Below are 14230 nucleotides of genomic sequence, written 5' to 3'. Positions count from 1 at the left end.
GCTACCGGGCAAGGGCAAGGAGCACGCCAAGGAGCACGAATGAACATCGCCGTTTCCAAACCCCCTTTGACGATAAGGCTGTGCGGACCGCGCGGCTTTTGCGCGGGCGTGGACCGGGCGATCCAGATCGTCGTGCTGGCGCTGAAAGCCTATGGCGCGCCGGTCTATGTCCGCCACGAAATCGTCCATAACCGATACGTGGTCGAGGGGCTGGAAGCCAAGGGCGCTATTTTCGTCGAGGAACTGCACGAAATCCCCACCGAGCATCGTGAGCAGCCGGTGGTCTTTTCCGCCCATGGCGTGCCGAAATCCGTGCCGGAGGATGCGCAGGCGCGCAACCTGTTTTATCTCGATGCCACATGCCCGCTGGTCTCCAAGGTCCATAAGCAGGCCATGCGCCACCAGCGCCTCGGCCGTCATGTCGTGTTGATCGGCCATGCCGGTCACCCTGAGGTCATCGGCACCATGGGCCAGCTGCCCGAAGGTACCGTTTCGCTGGTCGAGACGGTGGAGGATGCCGGCACCTATGAACCGGTGGACCGAGAAAACCTCGGTTTCGTTACCCAGACAACGCTGTCTGTCGATGATACCGCAGGCGTTATTGCCCGGTTGCAGGAACGTTTTCCGGCCATTCAGGCGCCCGCCGCCGACAGCATTTGTTACGCCACCACCAACCGTCAGGATGCGGTGAAGCAGGCGGCCCCCGGCTGCGATCTCTTCATCGTGGTCGGCGCGCCCAATTCGTCAAACTCGAAGCGGCTGGTGGAAGTGGCGCTGCGCGCTGGCGCCAAACATTCAGTTTTGGTGCAGCGTGCGGCGGAAATCGACTGGGATGCGATCGGCGATATCCGCACCGTCGGTCTTTCGGCGGGCGCTTCTGCGCCGGAGGTCATCGTTGATGAGATCATCGAAGCCTTCAAGGCGCGTTTCGATACGACGCTCGATCTGGCCGTCACGGTGGAGGAAACGGAACATTTCCTCGTCAACCGCGAACTGCGCAGCATCGAGCTGACGACGGACGACATGGCTTTCGTGAATGGCAATGCCAGCAATGCCCTGCCACCGAAAGCCGCCACTGGCGCCTAGACCGGGATGGCGAGATATGTGAGTGGTTCCCACCGCGCATATGTCATCCCCTCTTCAGATTTTCACTCCATCCTTCATCAAGAGATTTGAAATTGGCAGTTTATACGGACATCACCGAAGATGATCTGAGGAATTTCCTCATACAATACGACGTTGGCAGCCTCACATCCTATAAGGGCATTGCCGAAGGCGTTGAAAACTCCAATTTCCTGCTGCATACGACGAAGGATCCGCTGATTCTGACGCTTTACGAAAAGCGCGTGGAAAAATCCGATCTGCCGTTCTTCCTCGGTCTCATGCAGCATCTGGCCGCCAAGGGTCTGTCCTGCCCCTTGCCGCTGCCGCGCAAGGACGGGGAACTGCTGGGCGAATTGTCCGGTCGCCCAGCGGCGCTGATCTCCTTCCTTGAAGGCATGTGGCTGCGAAAACCGGAAGCGAAACATTGCCGGGAAGTCGGCAAGGCGCTGGCCGCCATGCATCTGGCCGGTGAGGGGTTCGAGATCAAGCGCCCCAATGCACTCTCCGTCGATGGCTGGAAGGTGCTATGGGACAAGTCTGAAGACCGCGCCGACGAGGTGGAGAAGGGCTTGAAGCAAGAGATCCGCCCGGAAATCGATTATCTCGCCGCCCATTGGCCGAAGGATTTGCCCGCGGGCGTCATCCATGCGGACCTGTTTCAGGACAACGTTTTTTTCCTCGGTGACGAGCTTTCCGGCCTCATCGATTTTTACTTCGCTTGCAACGACCTGCTCGCCTATGACGTGTCGATCTGCCTCAATGCCTGGTGCTTCGAGAAGGATGGTGCGTACAACGTCACCAAGGGCAAGGCGCTGCTGGAAGGTTACCAGTCAGTGCGCCCGTTGAGCGAGGCGGAACTGGATGCCTTGCCGCTTCTGGCACGCGGCTCGGCGCTGCGCTTCTTCCTGACCCGCCTCTATGACTGGCTGACGACGCCGGCGGGCGCGCTGGTGGTGAAGAAAGACCCGCTGGAATATCTGCGCAAGCTGCGGTTCCACCGCTCGATCAGCCATGTCGCCGAATACGGGCTGGTTGGCGAATGAAACATGTCGATATCTTTACCGACGGCGCCTGCTCCGGCAATCCCGGTCCGGGCGGCTGGGGTGCAGTGCTGCGATATGGCGAGACCGAAAAGGAATTGTCCGGCGGCGAGGCTGATACCACCAACAACCGCATGGAACTGCTGGCGGCCATCTCGGCGCTCAACGCGCTGAAAAGTCCCTGCGAAGTCGATCTCTATACCGACAGCGCCTATGTCAAGGATGGCATCACCAAGTGGATTTTCGGCTGGAAAAAGAAGGGCTGGAAAACCGCCGATAACAAGCCGGTCAAGAATGTGGAGCTGTGGCAGGCGCTGGAGGCTGCGCAGGAGCGCCATAAAGTGACGCTGCACTGGGTCAAGGGCCATGCCGGCCACCCGGAAAACGAGCGCGCCGACGAATTGGCACGCAAGGGCATGGAGCCTTTCAAACGCCGGTAACGGAAGACTGATTTCTTCCATTCGGCCCTGATCCGGCCCAACCGTGATAAGGGATTGTGAAAACTGAAACCCGATCTATCTTGTCGTCAAACAGTTGGACGATGTTCCAGCGGAGGAGAGACATTCAGATGATCCTGCATTGTGTATTTCTACGGTTCAAGGCTGCAACGGCATCCTCTGAAAAACACGCGGTGTTTGAGGCAATTGCGGCCCTCAAGGACGTGATACCCGGCATAATCGACGTGAAATACGGCCAGAACGTTTCGCCGGAAGGCCTGAATGGCGGTTTCGTCGATGGCTTCATCGTGACGTTGGACAGCCCGGAAGCCCGCGACGAATATCTGGCGCACCCACAGCACATGGAAGTCGGTCAACGTCTGGTCTCGCTGACCGATGGCGGTCTGGCCGGGCTTCTGGTGTTTGATATGAACGTGTGAAAAAGGGCGGTTTGACCGCCCTTTAATGGATACTGTGCTTCATTCGCGACGACAGAGAGGTGGCTTAAAGCTGCTCGATCATCGCTGCAGCGGCCGAGACCGTCGCCTGGCCGGGATTTTCTTCCACGTTGAGCGATGTAACCACGCCGTCTTTCACCAGCATCGAATAGCGCTTGGAGCGCACGCCGAGGCCACCGCCGGAGAGGTCGGCATCGAGGCCGAGCGCCTTGGTGAAGGCGGCGTCCCAGTCGGCGAGGAAGTGAATTTTGCCCTGGCCGCCGGACGATTGTGCCCATGCGCCCATGACGTGCCAGTCGTTGACGGAAACGACGGCGATGTCATCCACGCCCTTTGCGAGAATGGCGTCGCGGTTTTCGAGGTAGCCCGGCAGGTGGTTCAGCGAGCAGGTGGGAGTAAAAGCGCCGGGTACGGCGAAAAGAACCACCGTCTTGCCGCCAAAAAGCGCATCGGTGGTGGTTTCCACCGGGCCATCGGCGGTCTTTTCCTTGAAGGTTGCGGAAGGCAGTTTTTCGCCGATCTTGATAGTCATGTCCATGCTCCTATGGCCGTTTGGTTCGCGCGACTATAGAGCAAGGAAAAGAAAACTGTCATACGGTTTTCGCGGGAAATTACATGGCTGAGACAGCCGTTCGGGATATGCCGCCTGAACGGTCAGGGCTTTGGAAAATTGAGCATGGTCTCCATGGTCCGATCGCCGGATTTGACCAGAATAGGCCAGCTGTTGCCCTGCACCTGATAGGTTTTTGGCAAGCCCTTGATGTTCATGTAGAAGGAGAGCTTGCGCTTGTCTCGCACCAGGTTCTGCGGCTCATAATAGGCAAAACCGGAGGGGCCGGCGATGAATATCTCGGTCTCCTTCGGCGCGTTTTCCGGCAGCTGCAATTGCACGCCAAGCATGGTCTTGTCGGGCGTGATGTGGAAATCGACAACCTTGAAATCGTCGGACGCAGCCTCTGGCAGCGTCTCGCGCGCCTCTTCCAGCAATCGCCGCTCTTCGTGGTCGTCATCGCCCGCATTGTCGCGGCTGATCGAAAACGTCGCCTCAAAGGGAATGCAGATATTCTGGCAGACGCCGATGAAGGCGGTGAGGTCGATATTGCCTCCCGCTTTGGCGTCCACGGCTTTCAACTGAAAGGGAATGCTAACAGCGTGATCGTAGCCGATATCGGTGATATCGCCGTTCTCGATGAGTTTGGGAACGGGATAGGCCATCGATGTCAGGCTTACACCGCTTGCCGGATCAAGCGTGATCTTGGGCGGTATTCCAGCTTCGCCCGGTTCGCGCCAATAGGTTATCCAGCCGTCTTTCGGCTCGATCTGCAACACGCCGCGCACCACGCCGTCCGCATCCATGGCAAGGCTTGCCACACGCATCTGGCCGCCTTCACTTCTCGCCCAGTCGGTAATTTCGGCCTGCGCTACTTGCCCGCTACCGAGAAGGGCGGCGAAGGCAACGGCGAGGCGAAGATGTGAAAATCGAAAGAATGTCCTGACGCTCATTCTTTCCGTCTAACCCAACATCGCCTGATGGACCAGTTACGAATTCGTGCGGTTCATCATTTTCGGTTGATTGATCGGGCGCGATGCCGCATCCTGTGCTTTGTCGAAGTGCGAACGCCGCTTTCCCGTTCAATGATGGAATTCGGCAAGCTGGAGGCGCCGGTGAGCTTTTCAACCCTGATGGACAAACGCGAACGTGGCTTTTTTGACAGCCAGTTCCTCATTGCGATGCCGGGGCTGGACAATGGCAATTTTGCCCGTTCGGTGGTCTATATCTGCGCCCATTCGGATGCCGGAGCCATGGGTTTCATCATCAACCGGCCGCAACAGATCACCTTCACGGATATTCTGCTGCATCTGAAGCTGGTGGACAGCAACGACGCCATCATGCTGCCCAACCGCACCCGGGAATTTCCGATCCAGTGCGGCGGCCCGGTCGAATCCGGCCGGGGTTTCGTGCTGCATTCCGATGATTATTTAAGTGAATCGAGCATTCCGGTCAGCGACGACATTTCCTTGACGGCGACGCTGGATATCGTGCGCGCCATTTCCAACGGTCGCGGCCCGCAAAAGGCTACCATGATGCTCGGTTATGCCGGCTGGGGTCCGGGTCAACTGGAAAACGAGATCGCCAATAATGGATGGCTGAATTGCCCGGCGGCGGAAGAGCTGATTTTCGACCGTGGACTGGACAACAAATACGAGCGGGCGCTTGCGCTTATGGGTGTGGATGCTCGCATGCTTTCTGCGGAAGCCGGCCACGCCTGATTTTTTCGTGATGCTCCTTTTGTCGACTGCTGGAACCAATCCCAATCCCTGACGTTAACAATCCCGAAAGCCGCACAGACAGTACGGCTCAACTAGGGAGCAGTAACATGGGTAGCACATCAGACAAGATCGCCGGTACAGCCAAGGAAGTTGCTGGCAAGGTCAAGAAAAACGTCGGCGAAGCAACCGGCAACAACGAGCTGCGCGCCAAGGGTGCCGCTCAGGAAACCGAAGGCAAGGTACAGAAGAACGTCGGCAAGGCCAAGGATGCGGTCAAGGGTGTCGTTGATCGTATGTAATGCCACCTGACGGGCTCCCGTGTCTTTGATGCGGTGCTTTGGAGCGCATGTGTTATCGCACATGCGCTCTTGTCGTCTGGAGGCCTGAAGGGCGGGTTTGTTACGCCTTGCACCTTGGTCTCTCATATTCGCCTTCACCCAATTCATCCATCGCAAGGGTTTCATGAATGAAGCTTTTCTCCTGCGCTTCCTGTGGCCAGCCCGTCCACTTCGACAATCGTTTCTGCGTCTCCTGCGGCCATCGTCTGGCCTTCGTGCCGGAGCGCCTTTCCATGGAAGCGCTGGCGCCTGCGGGTGAGCCGAACTGGCAACTCGTGGCCCAGCCGGAAAGACAGGTGCGGTTCTGCGCCAATGAGGTGAACGACATCTGCAACTGGTCCGTGCCGGCGGAAAGCCAGAACGCCTTTTGCCCGGCCTGCAGCCATAACCGTCTCGTGCCGAATATCGCGACGGATAAGGGTATCGAACAATGGCGCGGCATCAGCCAGGCACAGCGGCATTTGTTTTATTCGATATTGCGTCTCGGCCTGCCGCATCCCAACCGCGATGCCGATCCTGTCGGCGGGCTAGTCTTCGACTTTCTGGTCGACGAGGTCGCACCTGACGGTTCCGTCATTCCCGCCATGACCGGCCACGACGAGGGCCTGATCGCCATTCGCGCGGCAGAGGTGGATGATGCTACGCGCGAGCAGGTGCGCGCCAACATGAACGAGCCCTATCGCACCATGCTTGGCCATTTCCGCCATGAGGTCGGGCATTTCATCTGGAACAAGCTGGTTCGTGATGAGAACCGACTGGAGGCCTGCCGCGCGGTATTCGGCGATGAGCGCGAAGACTATGCCGCCGCGCTACAGCGCAACTACGAGCAGGGGCCGCGCCCCAACTGGCAGGAAACCTTCATAAGCGCCTATGCCTCCGTGCATCCCTGGGAGGATTTTGCCGAGTGTTTCGCGCATTATCTTCACATCGTCGATACGCTGGAAACCGCGCGCGCCTTTGGCGTGGCGATAGACCCCGATGGACATGAGGAAATGGCGGCGGAGGTCACTTTCGATCCCTATAATGCCCGTAGCGCCGCACAACTGGTCAAGGCCTGGATTCCGCTCAGCGTCGCCATCAACTCGATCCAGCGCAGCATGGGGGAGGCGGACCTTTATCCCTTCGTGCTGGCCCCGCCTGTTGTGAGCAAGATGGAATTCATCCACGACCTGCTACACGGCAGGATCGACGCGATGCCTCAACAGCAGATGCAGCAGTTCTCGATGGCGCAGTGAATACGAGATACAAGAAGTCGTAGTCAGGAAACGCGTCGTTTCCTTCTCCCGTCATTCCGGCTCAATGCCGGAATGACGGCGGTGGATGGAGTAGCCGTTTACCACCCCATATTCCAATACCTCTTACGAAGCTCGCTTCGTCGGCTGGAACCGCTCCCGCAGAAGTTTCAGCGCCGCATCGCCGGAAACCGGTGTGCCGAACAGGAAGCTCTGGCCGAAATGGCAGTTCATGCGTGAGAGTTCCGCCGCATCCTCAGGCGTTTCAATGCCTTCCGCCACCACCTGCATATCGAGAGCGCGCGCCATGGCGATAACGGAGCGCAGCAGCACGTTGCGCTTGTCGCTGGTATTGGCCACCAGTGCCTTGTCGAGCTTGATCGTGTCGAAGGGGAAGCGGGTGAGATAGGCAAGTGACGAATAGCCGGTGCCGAAATCGTCCATGGCGAGGCTGATGCCCGTTTCCTTCAGCTTGGAAAGCACCAGCCGCGCCTGTTCCGGGTTCTCCATCACCACGGATTCCGTCAGCTCCAGCTTCAGCTGCTGCGGATTACAGCGCGTTCGCGTCAGCATGCCGCGCACGTCGTTATACAGTTCGTTATTCAGCAATTGCGCGCTGGAAATATTGACGGAGATGAAGATCGGCATCTTCTCGATGGAATGCTGCCAGTCCATCAGGTCAGTCGCTGCCCTTTCCAGCGCGAACATGCCGAGCGGTTCGATCAGACCGGAGGCTTCCGCGATGGGTATGAATTCGCTTGGCGGAATGTTGCCGCGCTTGGGGTGTTCCCACCGCATCAGCGCCTCGAAACCGGCCAGCGCGCCATCGTCAAGCTTGACGATGGGCTGATAGGCGAGCGACAGCTCCTTGCGCTCGATGGCGCGGCGAAGATCGCTTTCCATTTGCAGGCGGTCGGTGCCGGACGTGCGGAAAGCGGGACGGAACGGCTCGACGCGGTTTCCGCCAGCGCGCTTGGCGCGGTACATCGCCAGTTCCGCATCGCTCAAGAGACCTGCGGCACTTTCCTGCTGGTCGATCCATGAAACGAGGCCGATGGAGGCGGTGAGGATGATTTCGCGATTGGCGAAATTGATCGGCACCATGATTGCCTTGTTCACCGCATCGGCGAAATCGGCCACCCGCTGCGGATCGCGCTCCGAGGTCAGGATCAGGCCGAATTCATCGCCGCCGAGGCGCGCCAGCGTATCCTGCGGTTTCAACAGGCGGCGCAGCCGCCGTGTCAGCGCGATGAGAATATTGTCGCCTGCAGCAATGCCGAGCGTATCGTTGACCAGCTTGTAACGGTCTATATCGATCGCCATCACCGTCGGGCGCACGCCGTCGCTTTCGGGGGAGAGGTTGAGGATCGATTGCAGGCGGTCGAGGAAGACCTGCCGGTTTGGTAGCCCGGTCAGATTGTCATTCATCGCATCCTGCAACAGCCGCTCCACCGAGTTCTTCTGCTCGGTGATGTCGGTGATGGTGCCGACGCAGCGGATGATTTCGCCGTTGGAGCCGAGAACCGGGCGGGCGCGGATTTGCAGCCAATGGAAATGTCCGTCTTCAGCGCGAATGCGGAATTCGTGATTGAGGCGGCCCTTGCGATGGTCGAGCAGCACGTCGAGCGTTGCCTTGAACCGGTCGCGATCGTCAGGATGCAGGCGCGGCAGCCAGTTGCGCGCAGCACCATGCATCGTGCCGGGCTCCAGCCCCAGACGGTTGGAAATGTCAGGTGTGGTGACGATGCGGTCGCGCGTCACGTCCCAGTCCCACACGGTATCGCCGCTGCCCGTCAGTGCGAGAGATTGCCGTTCGAGATCGGAAAACAGGCCCTGCTGATAGGCGCTGCCGGCAAAGGCATGCTGAATGACTGTGAAGCCGATCAGAAGCACGATCAGCACCAGCCCGCCGCCAAGCGCCGGCTGAACGATGTCGTTGTCCAATTGTCCGGTCACCGTCAGCCAGCTGCCGAACAACCAGACGAGGATGAGCGCCCAGGACGGAACGAGCAAAATCGCCCGGTCGTAACGGTTGAAGCCAAGATAGATGATGAGTGCGATGCCGGCCGTCGCCGTCAGCGCGAAGGAGACGCGCGCGATACCGGAGGCGACCGAAGGATCGTAAATCGCGACGCCGAACAGCAGCGCCAGCCCCACCACCCAGGCAAAGGTCGCATAACCCAGATGCGCGTGCCAGCGGTTTAGATTGAGATAGGTGAACAGGAAGACCACGAAGCTGGAGGCGAGAGCCACTTCGGCGCCCGCCCTCCATATTCGCTGATCGCTGGATGTGACGGTGATGAGTTTTTCAAGGAAGCCGAAATCGACGCAGATATAGGCGAGCACCGCCCAGGCGAGCGCGGCCGACGCCGGCAGAACCGAGGTTCCCTTGACGACGAACAGGATGGTCAGGAGCACGGCCAGCAGGCCGGCAATGCCGAGAACGATGCCGCGATAGAGCGTGAAGGCGTTGATCGTATCCTTGTAGGCTTCCGGTTCCCACAGATAGATCTGCGGCAATTGCGGTGTCGACAGCTCGGCGACGAAGGTGATGACGGAGCCGGGATTGAGCGTGATGCGGAACACGTCGGCATCCGGGCTTGGCTGCCGGTCAAGCGCAAAGCCTTCGCTCGGTGTGATCGCGATGATGCGCTGCGAGCCGAGATCGGGCCAGAATAGCTTGGAATTCACCAGACGGAAATGCGGTGCGACGATAACGCGCTCCAGCTGCTCTTCCGAGACGTTGGCGAGCGCGAAGACGGCCCAGTCGCCCTGATGGTCGGTGGAGCTGGCGCGCACCTCGATACGGCGGCGGATGCCATCCGGACCGGGCGCGGTCGAGACCTGAAAGGCTTCACCCTGATTGGCATAGATATCGGTTGTCGCGGTGAGATCGAGCGCCGTATCGTCACGGGAAATCTTCACCGGCTCGAAGGCGTAGGAAAGAGACGAAAAAAGCAGGAAAAACAGGAAGAACGGCGCAGCCAGTGCAATTGCCGCCAGACGTTTCGACAGGCACGGCGCAGAGTGAGTGTAAGTCATGTATCGTACTTCGTTCCACTGGAGCTTTGCTTGTCGGCAAGAAGGGAAAACATCGTATGATCCCGCCATTGGCCGTTGATTTTCAGATATTCCCGCAAGAGGCCTTCCCGCTGGAACCCGGCATTTTCGAGAAGCCGGATGCTTTTGAAGTTTTCCGGAATACAGGCTGCCTCAATACGGTGCAACTGAAGTCCGTTGAAGATATAGGGTATTACCAATTTTAATGCGGCAGACATATGGCCTTGCGCGGCGTAGCGTTCGCCCACCCAATATCCTATCATGCAGCTTTGTGCAGCACCCCGCCTGATATAACCGATGGTGATGCCGCCAACGAGCAACGTCTCCTTCTCGAATAGCAGAAACGACACGGCGGTGCCGGAGGAAAACTCCTGGCCGTTGCGCACCACACGCGTGCGGAAGGAGCCTTCCGTCAGTTCGTCCGGGCGCCAGGTGGGTTCCCATGGCTGGAGAAACTGACGGCTTTCCGAGCGCAGAACGTGCCACTGCTTGAAATCGCCATAGCGCGGCAGTCTGAGAAGATGGTTGGCGCTGCGCAGTTCCGGGGTGTCGTTATGTCGGGAAAGAAAACGCAGCATTCACCATCCCTGTACGGAAAGAAACCGCAACCCTCAGCCGTTCGCCTTTATCCTTGCGGGCTGCTGCGCGGAAAGCGCGGCAGTAATGTCTGAAAGAGGCGGCAGCTGTTCGAGCGGGCCAATTGCAGACAATGTCGGAACTGTATCGAAAAACAGCCGTCCTGCAAGATCGGTCAGGCGTTCCCGCGTGATGTCGTTCAGGCGCTCCATCATCTCCTCATTGGGGATGGGTCGGCCGTAAAGCATCATCTGCCGTGCCATCTGGCCGGCACGGGCTGCCGGGCTTTCCTGACCCATCAGCAGTTGCGCGCGGATTTGTGCGCGGGCGCGGTCGATTTCTTCCTGATGAATGGTCTGGGAAGACTTGCGCAACTCGTCGACGATGACGGGCATCAGTTCCGGCAGGTCGTTGCCGCCGGTCGCCGCATGCACGCCGAAAATGCCGGTGTCGGAAAAACCCCAATGGAAGGCATAAACGGAATAACAAAGGCCGCGGGACTCTCGCACTTCCTGGAACAGGCGCGATGACATGCCGCCCCCAAGAATATTGGCGAGAATTTGCGAACAGTAGAAATCGCGGGCGTGATAGGCCTTGCCCTCGAAGCCGAGAAGCACCTGCGCGTCCATGAGGTCACGGGTCTCGCGGATTTCCCCGCCGGTATAGATCGCCTTTTCGAGAACCGGCGTGGTGACCGGCAGCTGCGGCAGCGAGGCAAAACGTTCTTCCACCTGCTTCACGAAGCTCTGGTGGTCGACAGCACCCGCTGCAACGACGAAGATGCGATCCGTCGTATAGTTGCGGGCGAGATAATGCCTGATCTGGGCGCTGGTGAAGGATTGCACGGTTTCCGGAGTGCCGAGGATCGGGCGACCGATGGTCTGGTCGCGATAGGCGACGCCGGAAAAATTGTCGAAAATCACATCGTCAGGCGTATCGGTGGCGGCACCGATTTCCTGGAGGATGACGTTTTTCTCCCGCTCCAGCTCGTCTTCGTCGAACAGCGACTCCGTCAGGATGTCTGCAAGAATATCGACGGCGAGCGGAACGTGGTCTTTCAGGACGCGGGCGTAGTATGAAGTTGTTTCCGTCGATGTCGCGGCGTTGACTTCGCCGCCGACATTTTCGATCTCTTCGGCGATCTGCCGGGCGGTGCGGCGCGCCGTACCCTTGAAGGCCATATGCTCGAGAAGATGGGCGATGCCGTGCTCGGCAGTCGTCTCGTTGCGGGACCCGGATTTGATCCACACCCCAAGAGCAACGCTTTCGAGATGCGGCATTCTTTCCGTGACAACGGTCAACCCGGACGAAAGCCGGGTCACATTAACTCTCATATCAAGTCTTTCCGCGTCTCTATTTGCCGGCGCGTGCGTGGCTGCCGATGAAGGTTTCCACCGTCTTCAGCTCTGCGTCCAGAATGTCGAAACGCTCCTCCCGGTTCATAATGTCAGCTAGCCATACTGGAAGCGCCGGGTCGATTGCGCAAGCGGATTTTACGGCGGCCGGGAATTTAGCCGGATGGGCAGTGGACAGGACAACCATCGGGCTTGATGCCTTTTCGTGTTTTTCCGCCACAAAAACGCCGGTCGCCGTATGCGGATCGATCAGGTAACCGGTTTTCTCAAGCGTATCGCGGATCGTCGCCGCCACCTGCTTTTCGGTGGCGCGGCCGGCGCGGAAATCCTTCTTGATGAATTTCAGCGCATGCGGCGGGATTTCAAACGCGCCGGATTGCTTGAGGCCATCCATCGATGCCTTTACCGCAGCGGAATCGCGGCCATAGGCTTCAAACAGCAGCCGCTCGAAATTGGACGAGATCTGGATGTCCATCGAGGGCGAGGTGGTGGGGGTGACGCCGCGCATCTCGTAACGGCCGGTCTTCAGCGTGCGCGCCAGAATGTCGTTGTCGTTGGTGGCGATGACAAGCTTGTCGATCGGCAGGCCCATCTTCTTGGCGACGTAACCGGCGAAGATATCACCGAAATTGCCCGTTGGAACTGTGAAGGAAATCTTCCGGTCGGGACCGCCGAGCGACAGGGACGCCGTGAAATAATAGACCACCTGCGCCATGATGCGCGCCCAGTTGATGGAGTTGACGCCCGAAAGCTTGACGCCGTCGCGGAACTTTGCGTCGTTGAACATTTCTTTGACGAGGTTCTGGCAATCGTCGAAATTGCCGTTGATCGCCAGCGCATGCACGTTGGAGGCGGTGGAGGTCGTCATCTGGCGCTGCTGCACCGGAGAGACCTTGCCGTTGGGGAAAAGGATGAAGATGTCGGTGCGCTCGCGCCCGGCAAAGGCGTCGATGGCTGCGCCGCCCGTGTCGCCGGAGGTGGCGCCGACGATGGTGGCGCGCTCGCCGCGCTCAGCCAGCGTATAATCCATCAGGCGGGCGAGAAGCTGCATCGCCACGTCCTTGAAGGCAAGCGTGGTGCCGTGGAAAAGCTCCAGCACGAAGGTGTTCGGCCCGGTCTGCGTCAGGGGTGCTACGGCCGGATGGCGGAACGTCGCATAGGCGTCGTCGATCATCGCCCGGAACTTGTCGGCCGGAATTTCACCGCCGGTGAAACGGTAGAGAACCTCAAACGCGATGTCCTGATAGGACTTGCCGCGCAGGTTGCGGATTTCCTTTTTCGACATGGAGGGCCATTCGCGCGGCACGTAAAGCCCGCCATCACGGCCAAGGCCCGCCAGAAGCGCGTCGCAGAAACCAAGCGAAGGGGCCGCACCCCTGGTCGATACATATTTCACGAGATAGTCCCTTGTCGTTTACCGGTCTGTCCGTTGCCGTTACCGGCTCTTTATCAGCAGCATCCCGCCGGAATGAGGCGATTGGCGAGGTAATGAAGGGCTTTTTTGAAAATTCAAGCAAAACCAAACATGCCAATCGATTTTTTCCGGCGTCGCTGCTATAGACCATCGCCAACCTGCGTGAAAGGTCAATAAACAGCGTCTCCGGTTCGGTTCCGGGACAATGGAGAGGGAATTAGAAGAGTGTCAGGGAATTTCTTGCGTTTGTCCGCCGCGATGTCGCTTCTGGCCGTTGTTGCAGGATGCAATTCCTCCAATCCGTCAGACTCGCTTGCCGTCAACCCTCCGGCGGCGCAGGCAAATGCCGTTGCTCCGGTGGTGCAGGCCAACTGCCCGACGGTCACGGTTCTCGACGCCAATGCCGTCCACCGCGTCTATGCCGGTGGCGCAAAGGACGATCCGCAGAAACTCGCCTATCAGGTTTCGCTGTCAGACACGACGCGCTCGTGCACCGCGAACGAAACCACGCTGACGGTAAACGTGCTGGCCCAGGGCCGTCTCGTTCCCGGCCCGATGTCGAAGCCCGGCCGCGTGACCGTACCGATCCGCGTCACCGTTAAGGACGGCGACGGCGAGATTTACGGCGAAACGACCAATTTCGCCATCGACGTTGCTGCAGGCGGTGCCGGCACGCAGTTCATCTTCAACAACGATCATGTCGCCATTCCCAACGGACCGGGCGGCGCACCGAGGTCGGTCAGTGTCTATATCGGTTTTGCCGAGCAGGGCGCAAAGGCCAAGACCAAGCGCCGGTGATTTGACGGGCGAAATGTAAAAACCGGAGGCTGCTGTTGCGGGCTTTCGGGCAGATCGCAAACAACCAATGGCTCATACGCAACGTCATCCTCGGGCCCGTCCCGAGGATTCAAACACGTATAGCAAAATCAACGCGTTGCAGATGCT

14 protein-coding genes are annotated in these 14230 nt (G+C 59.0%); 8 read left to right on the top strand and 6 right to left on the bottom strand.

Annotation, left to right across the window (positions count from 1 at the left end):
• Positions 1-39: 39 nt before the first annotated feature.
• The 4 genes from ispH (at position 40) to ACQZ5Y_RS02265 (ending at position 3021) form a co-directional block, all read left to right on the top strand.
• Positions 40-1086, top strand: coding sequence for a 4-hydroxy-3-methylbut-2-enyl diphosphate reductase (gene ispH / locus ACQZ5Y_RS02280; RefSeq protein ID WP_019564182.1), 1047 nt, complete (start codon positions 40-42; stop codon positions 1084-1086).
• A 92-nt stretch (positions 1087-1178) separates the two neighbouring features.
• A complete protein-coding gene (locus ACQZ5Y_RS02275) occupies positions 1179-2147 on the top strand; it encodes a homoserine kinase (protein ID WP_003511797.1) in 969 nt (322 codons plus the stop codon).
• Entirely contained in the window at positions 2144-2584 is a 441-nt protein-coding gene (gene rnhA, locus ACQZ5Y_RS02270) for a ribonuclease HI (RefSeq protein ID WP_003511799.1), read from the top strand. The genes ACQZ5Y_RS02275 and rnhA overlap by 4 nt, the downstream gene beginning before the upstream one ends.
• Before the next feature lie 128 nt (positions 2585-2712).
• A complete protein-coding gene (locus tag ACQZ5Y_RS02265; RefSeq protein ID WP_013635620.1) occupies positions 2713-3021 on the top strand; it encodes a Dabb family protein in 309 nt (102 codons plus the stop codon).
• Positions 3022-3085: 64 nt separating this feature from the next.
• On the opposite strand, the gene ACQZ5Y_RS02260 is transcribed toward ACQZ5Y_RS02265, so the two are convergent.
• On the bottom strand, positions 3086-3571 hold the full coding sequence (locus ACQZ5Y_RS02260) for a peroxiredoxin (RefSeq protein WP_003511803.1): 486 nt from the start codon (positions 3569-3571) through the stop codon (positions 3086-3088).
• 122 nt (positions 3572-3693) lie between these two features.
• The gene (locus ACQZ5Y_RS02255; protein WP_174049224.1) at positions 3694-4542 is read right to left on the bottom strand and encodes a protein-disulfide reductase DsbD domain-containing protein; all 849 of its coding nucleotides are present in this window, start codon (positions 4540-4542) and stop codon (positions 3694-3696) included.
• A gap of 162 nt (positions 4543-4704) precedes the next feature.
• Here ACQZ5Y_RS02255 and ACQZ5Y_RS02250 point away from each other — a divergent pair, with 162 nt between their 5' ends.
• From ACQZ5Y_RS02250 to ACQZ5Y_RS02240, 3 genes are all read left to right on the top strand, one after another.
• Positions 4705-5310 (top strand): YqgE/AlgH family protein, encoded by a 606-nt coding sequence (locus ACQZ5Y_RS02250; RefSeq protein WP_003511807.1) that lies wholly within the window; start codon positions 4705-4707, stop codon positions 5308-5310.
• A gap of 107 nt (positions 5311-5417) precedes the next feature.
• Complete coding sequence (locus tag ACQZ5Y_RS02245; protein WP_003511808.1) at positions 5418-5609, top strand: CsbD family protein; 192 nt, start codon at positions 5418-5420, stop codon at positions 5607-5609.
• Between the two features lie 167 nt (positions 5610-5776).
• Positions 5777-6883 (top strand): zinc-binding metallopeptidase family protein, encoded by a 1107-nt coding sequence (locus ACQZ5Y_RS02240; RefSeq protein ID WP_003511810.1) that lies wholly within the window; start codon positions 5777-5779, stop codon positions 6881-6883.
• A gap of 123 nt (positions 6884-7006) precedes the next feature.
• On the opposite strand, the gene ACQZ5Y_RS02235 is transcribed toward ACQZ5Y_RS02240, so the two are convergent.
• The 4 genes from ACQZ5Y_RS02235 to thrC are packed head-to-tail and all read right to left on the bottom strand — an operon-like array spanning position 7007 to position 13267.
• On the bottom strand, positions 7007-9922 hold the full coding sequence (locus tag ACQZ5Y_RS02235; protein WP_003511812.1) for an EAL domain-containing protein: 2916 nt from the start codon (positions 9920-9922) through the stop codon (positions 7007-7009).
• Positions 9919-10518, bottom strand: a complete 600-nt coding sequence (locus ACQZ5Y_RS02230) for a GNAT family N-acetyltransferase (RefSeq protein WP_003511814.1) — start codon at positions 10516-10518, stop codon at positions 9919-9921. Before ACQZ5Y_RS02230 ends, ACQZ5Y_RS02235 begins: the two co-directional genes overlap by 4 nt.
• A 33-nt stretch (positions 10519-10551) precedes the next feature.
• A complete protein-coding gene (locus ACQZ5Y_RS02225; RefSeq protein ID WP_003511816.1) occupies positions 10552-11850 on the bottom strand; it encodes a M16 family metallopeptidase in 1299 nt (432 codons plus the stop codon).
• Between the two features lie 19 nt (positions 11851-11869).
• Positions 11870-13267 (bottom strand): threonine synthase, encoded by a 1398-nt coding sequence (gene thrC / locus ACQZ5Y_RS02220; protein ID WP_003511817.1) that lies wholly within the window; start codon positions 13265-13267, stop codon positions 11870-11872.
• A 276-nt stretch (positions 13268-13543) separates the two neighbouring features.
• On the opposite strand from thrC, the gene ACQZ5Y_RS02215 reads away from it, so the two are divergent.
• A complete protein-coding gene (locus ACQZ5Y_RS02215; RefSeq protein ID WP_003511819.1) occupies positions 13544-14083 on the top strand; it encodes a hypothetical protein in 540 nt (179 codons plus the stop codon).
• Positions 14084-14230: the final 147 nt, after the last annotated feature.

This window comes from Agrobacterium sp. A3-95 (genome assembly GCF_053521785.1).
This window is presented reverse-complemented; position numbering and strand designations above follow the sequence as displayed.

Excerpts from the sequence above, each read along its gene's own strand:
- ACQZ5Y_RS02245 (WP_003511808.1), top strand. The coding sequence starts at position 5,418 with ATGGGTAGCACATCAGACAAGATCGCCGGTACAGCCAAGGAAGTTGCT.
- ACQZ5Y_RS02255 (WP_174049224.1), bottom strand. The coding sequence starts at position 4,542 with ATGAGCGTCAGGACATTCTTTCGATTTTCACATCTTCGCCTCGCCGTT.
- ACQZ5Y_RS02240 (WP_003511810.1), top strand. The coding sequence starts at position 5,777 with ATGAAGCTTTTCTCCTGCGCTTCCTGTGGCCAGCCCGTCCACTTCGAC.
- ACQZ5Y_RS02235 (WP_003511812.1), bottom strand. The coding sequence starts at position 9,922 with ATGACTTACACTCACTCTGCGCCGTGCCTGTCGAAACGTCTGGCGGCA.
- ACQZ5Y_RS02215 (WP_003511819.1), top strand. The coding sequence starts at position 13,544 with ATGTCGCTTCTGGCCGTTGTTGCAGGATGCAATTCCTCCAATCCGTCA.
- ACQZ5Y_RS02230 (WP_003511814.1), bottom strand. The coding sequence starts at position 10,518 with ATGCTGCGTTTTCTTTCCCGACATAACGACACCCCGGAACTGCGCAGC.
- ACQZ5Y_RS02260 (WP_003511803.1), bottom strand. The coding sequence starts at position 3,571 with ATGACTATCAAGATCGGCGAAAAACTGCCTTCCGCAACCTTCAAGGAA.
- ACQZ5Y_RS02265 (WP_013635620.1), top strand. The coding sequence starts at position 2,713 with ATGATCCTGCATTGTGTATTTCTACGGTTCAAGGCTGCAACGGCATCC.
- ispH (WP_019564182.1), top strand. The coding sequence starts at position 40 with ATGAACATCGCCGTTTCCAAACCCCCTTTGACGATAAGGCTGTGCGGA.
- rnhA (WP_003511799.1), top strand. The coding sequence starts at position 2,144 with ATGAAACATGTCGATATCTTTACCGACGGCGCCTGCTCCGGCAATCCC.
- ACQZ5Y_RS02225 (WP_003511816.1), bottom strand. The coding sequence starts at position 11,850 with ATGAGAGTTAATGTGACCCGGCTTTCGTCCGGGTTGACCGTTGTCACG.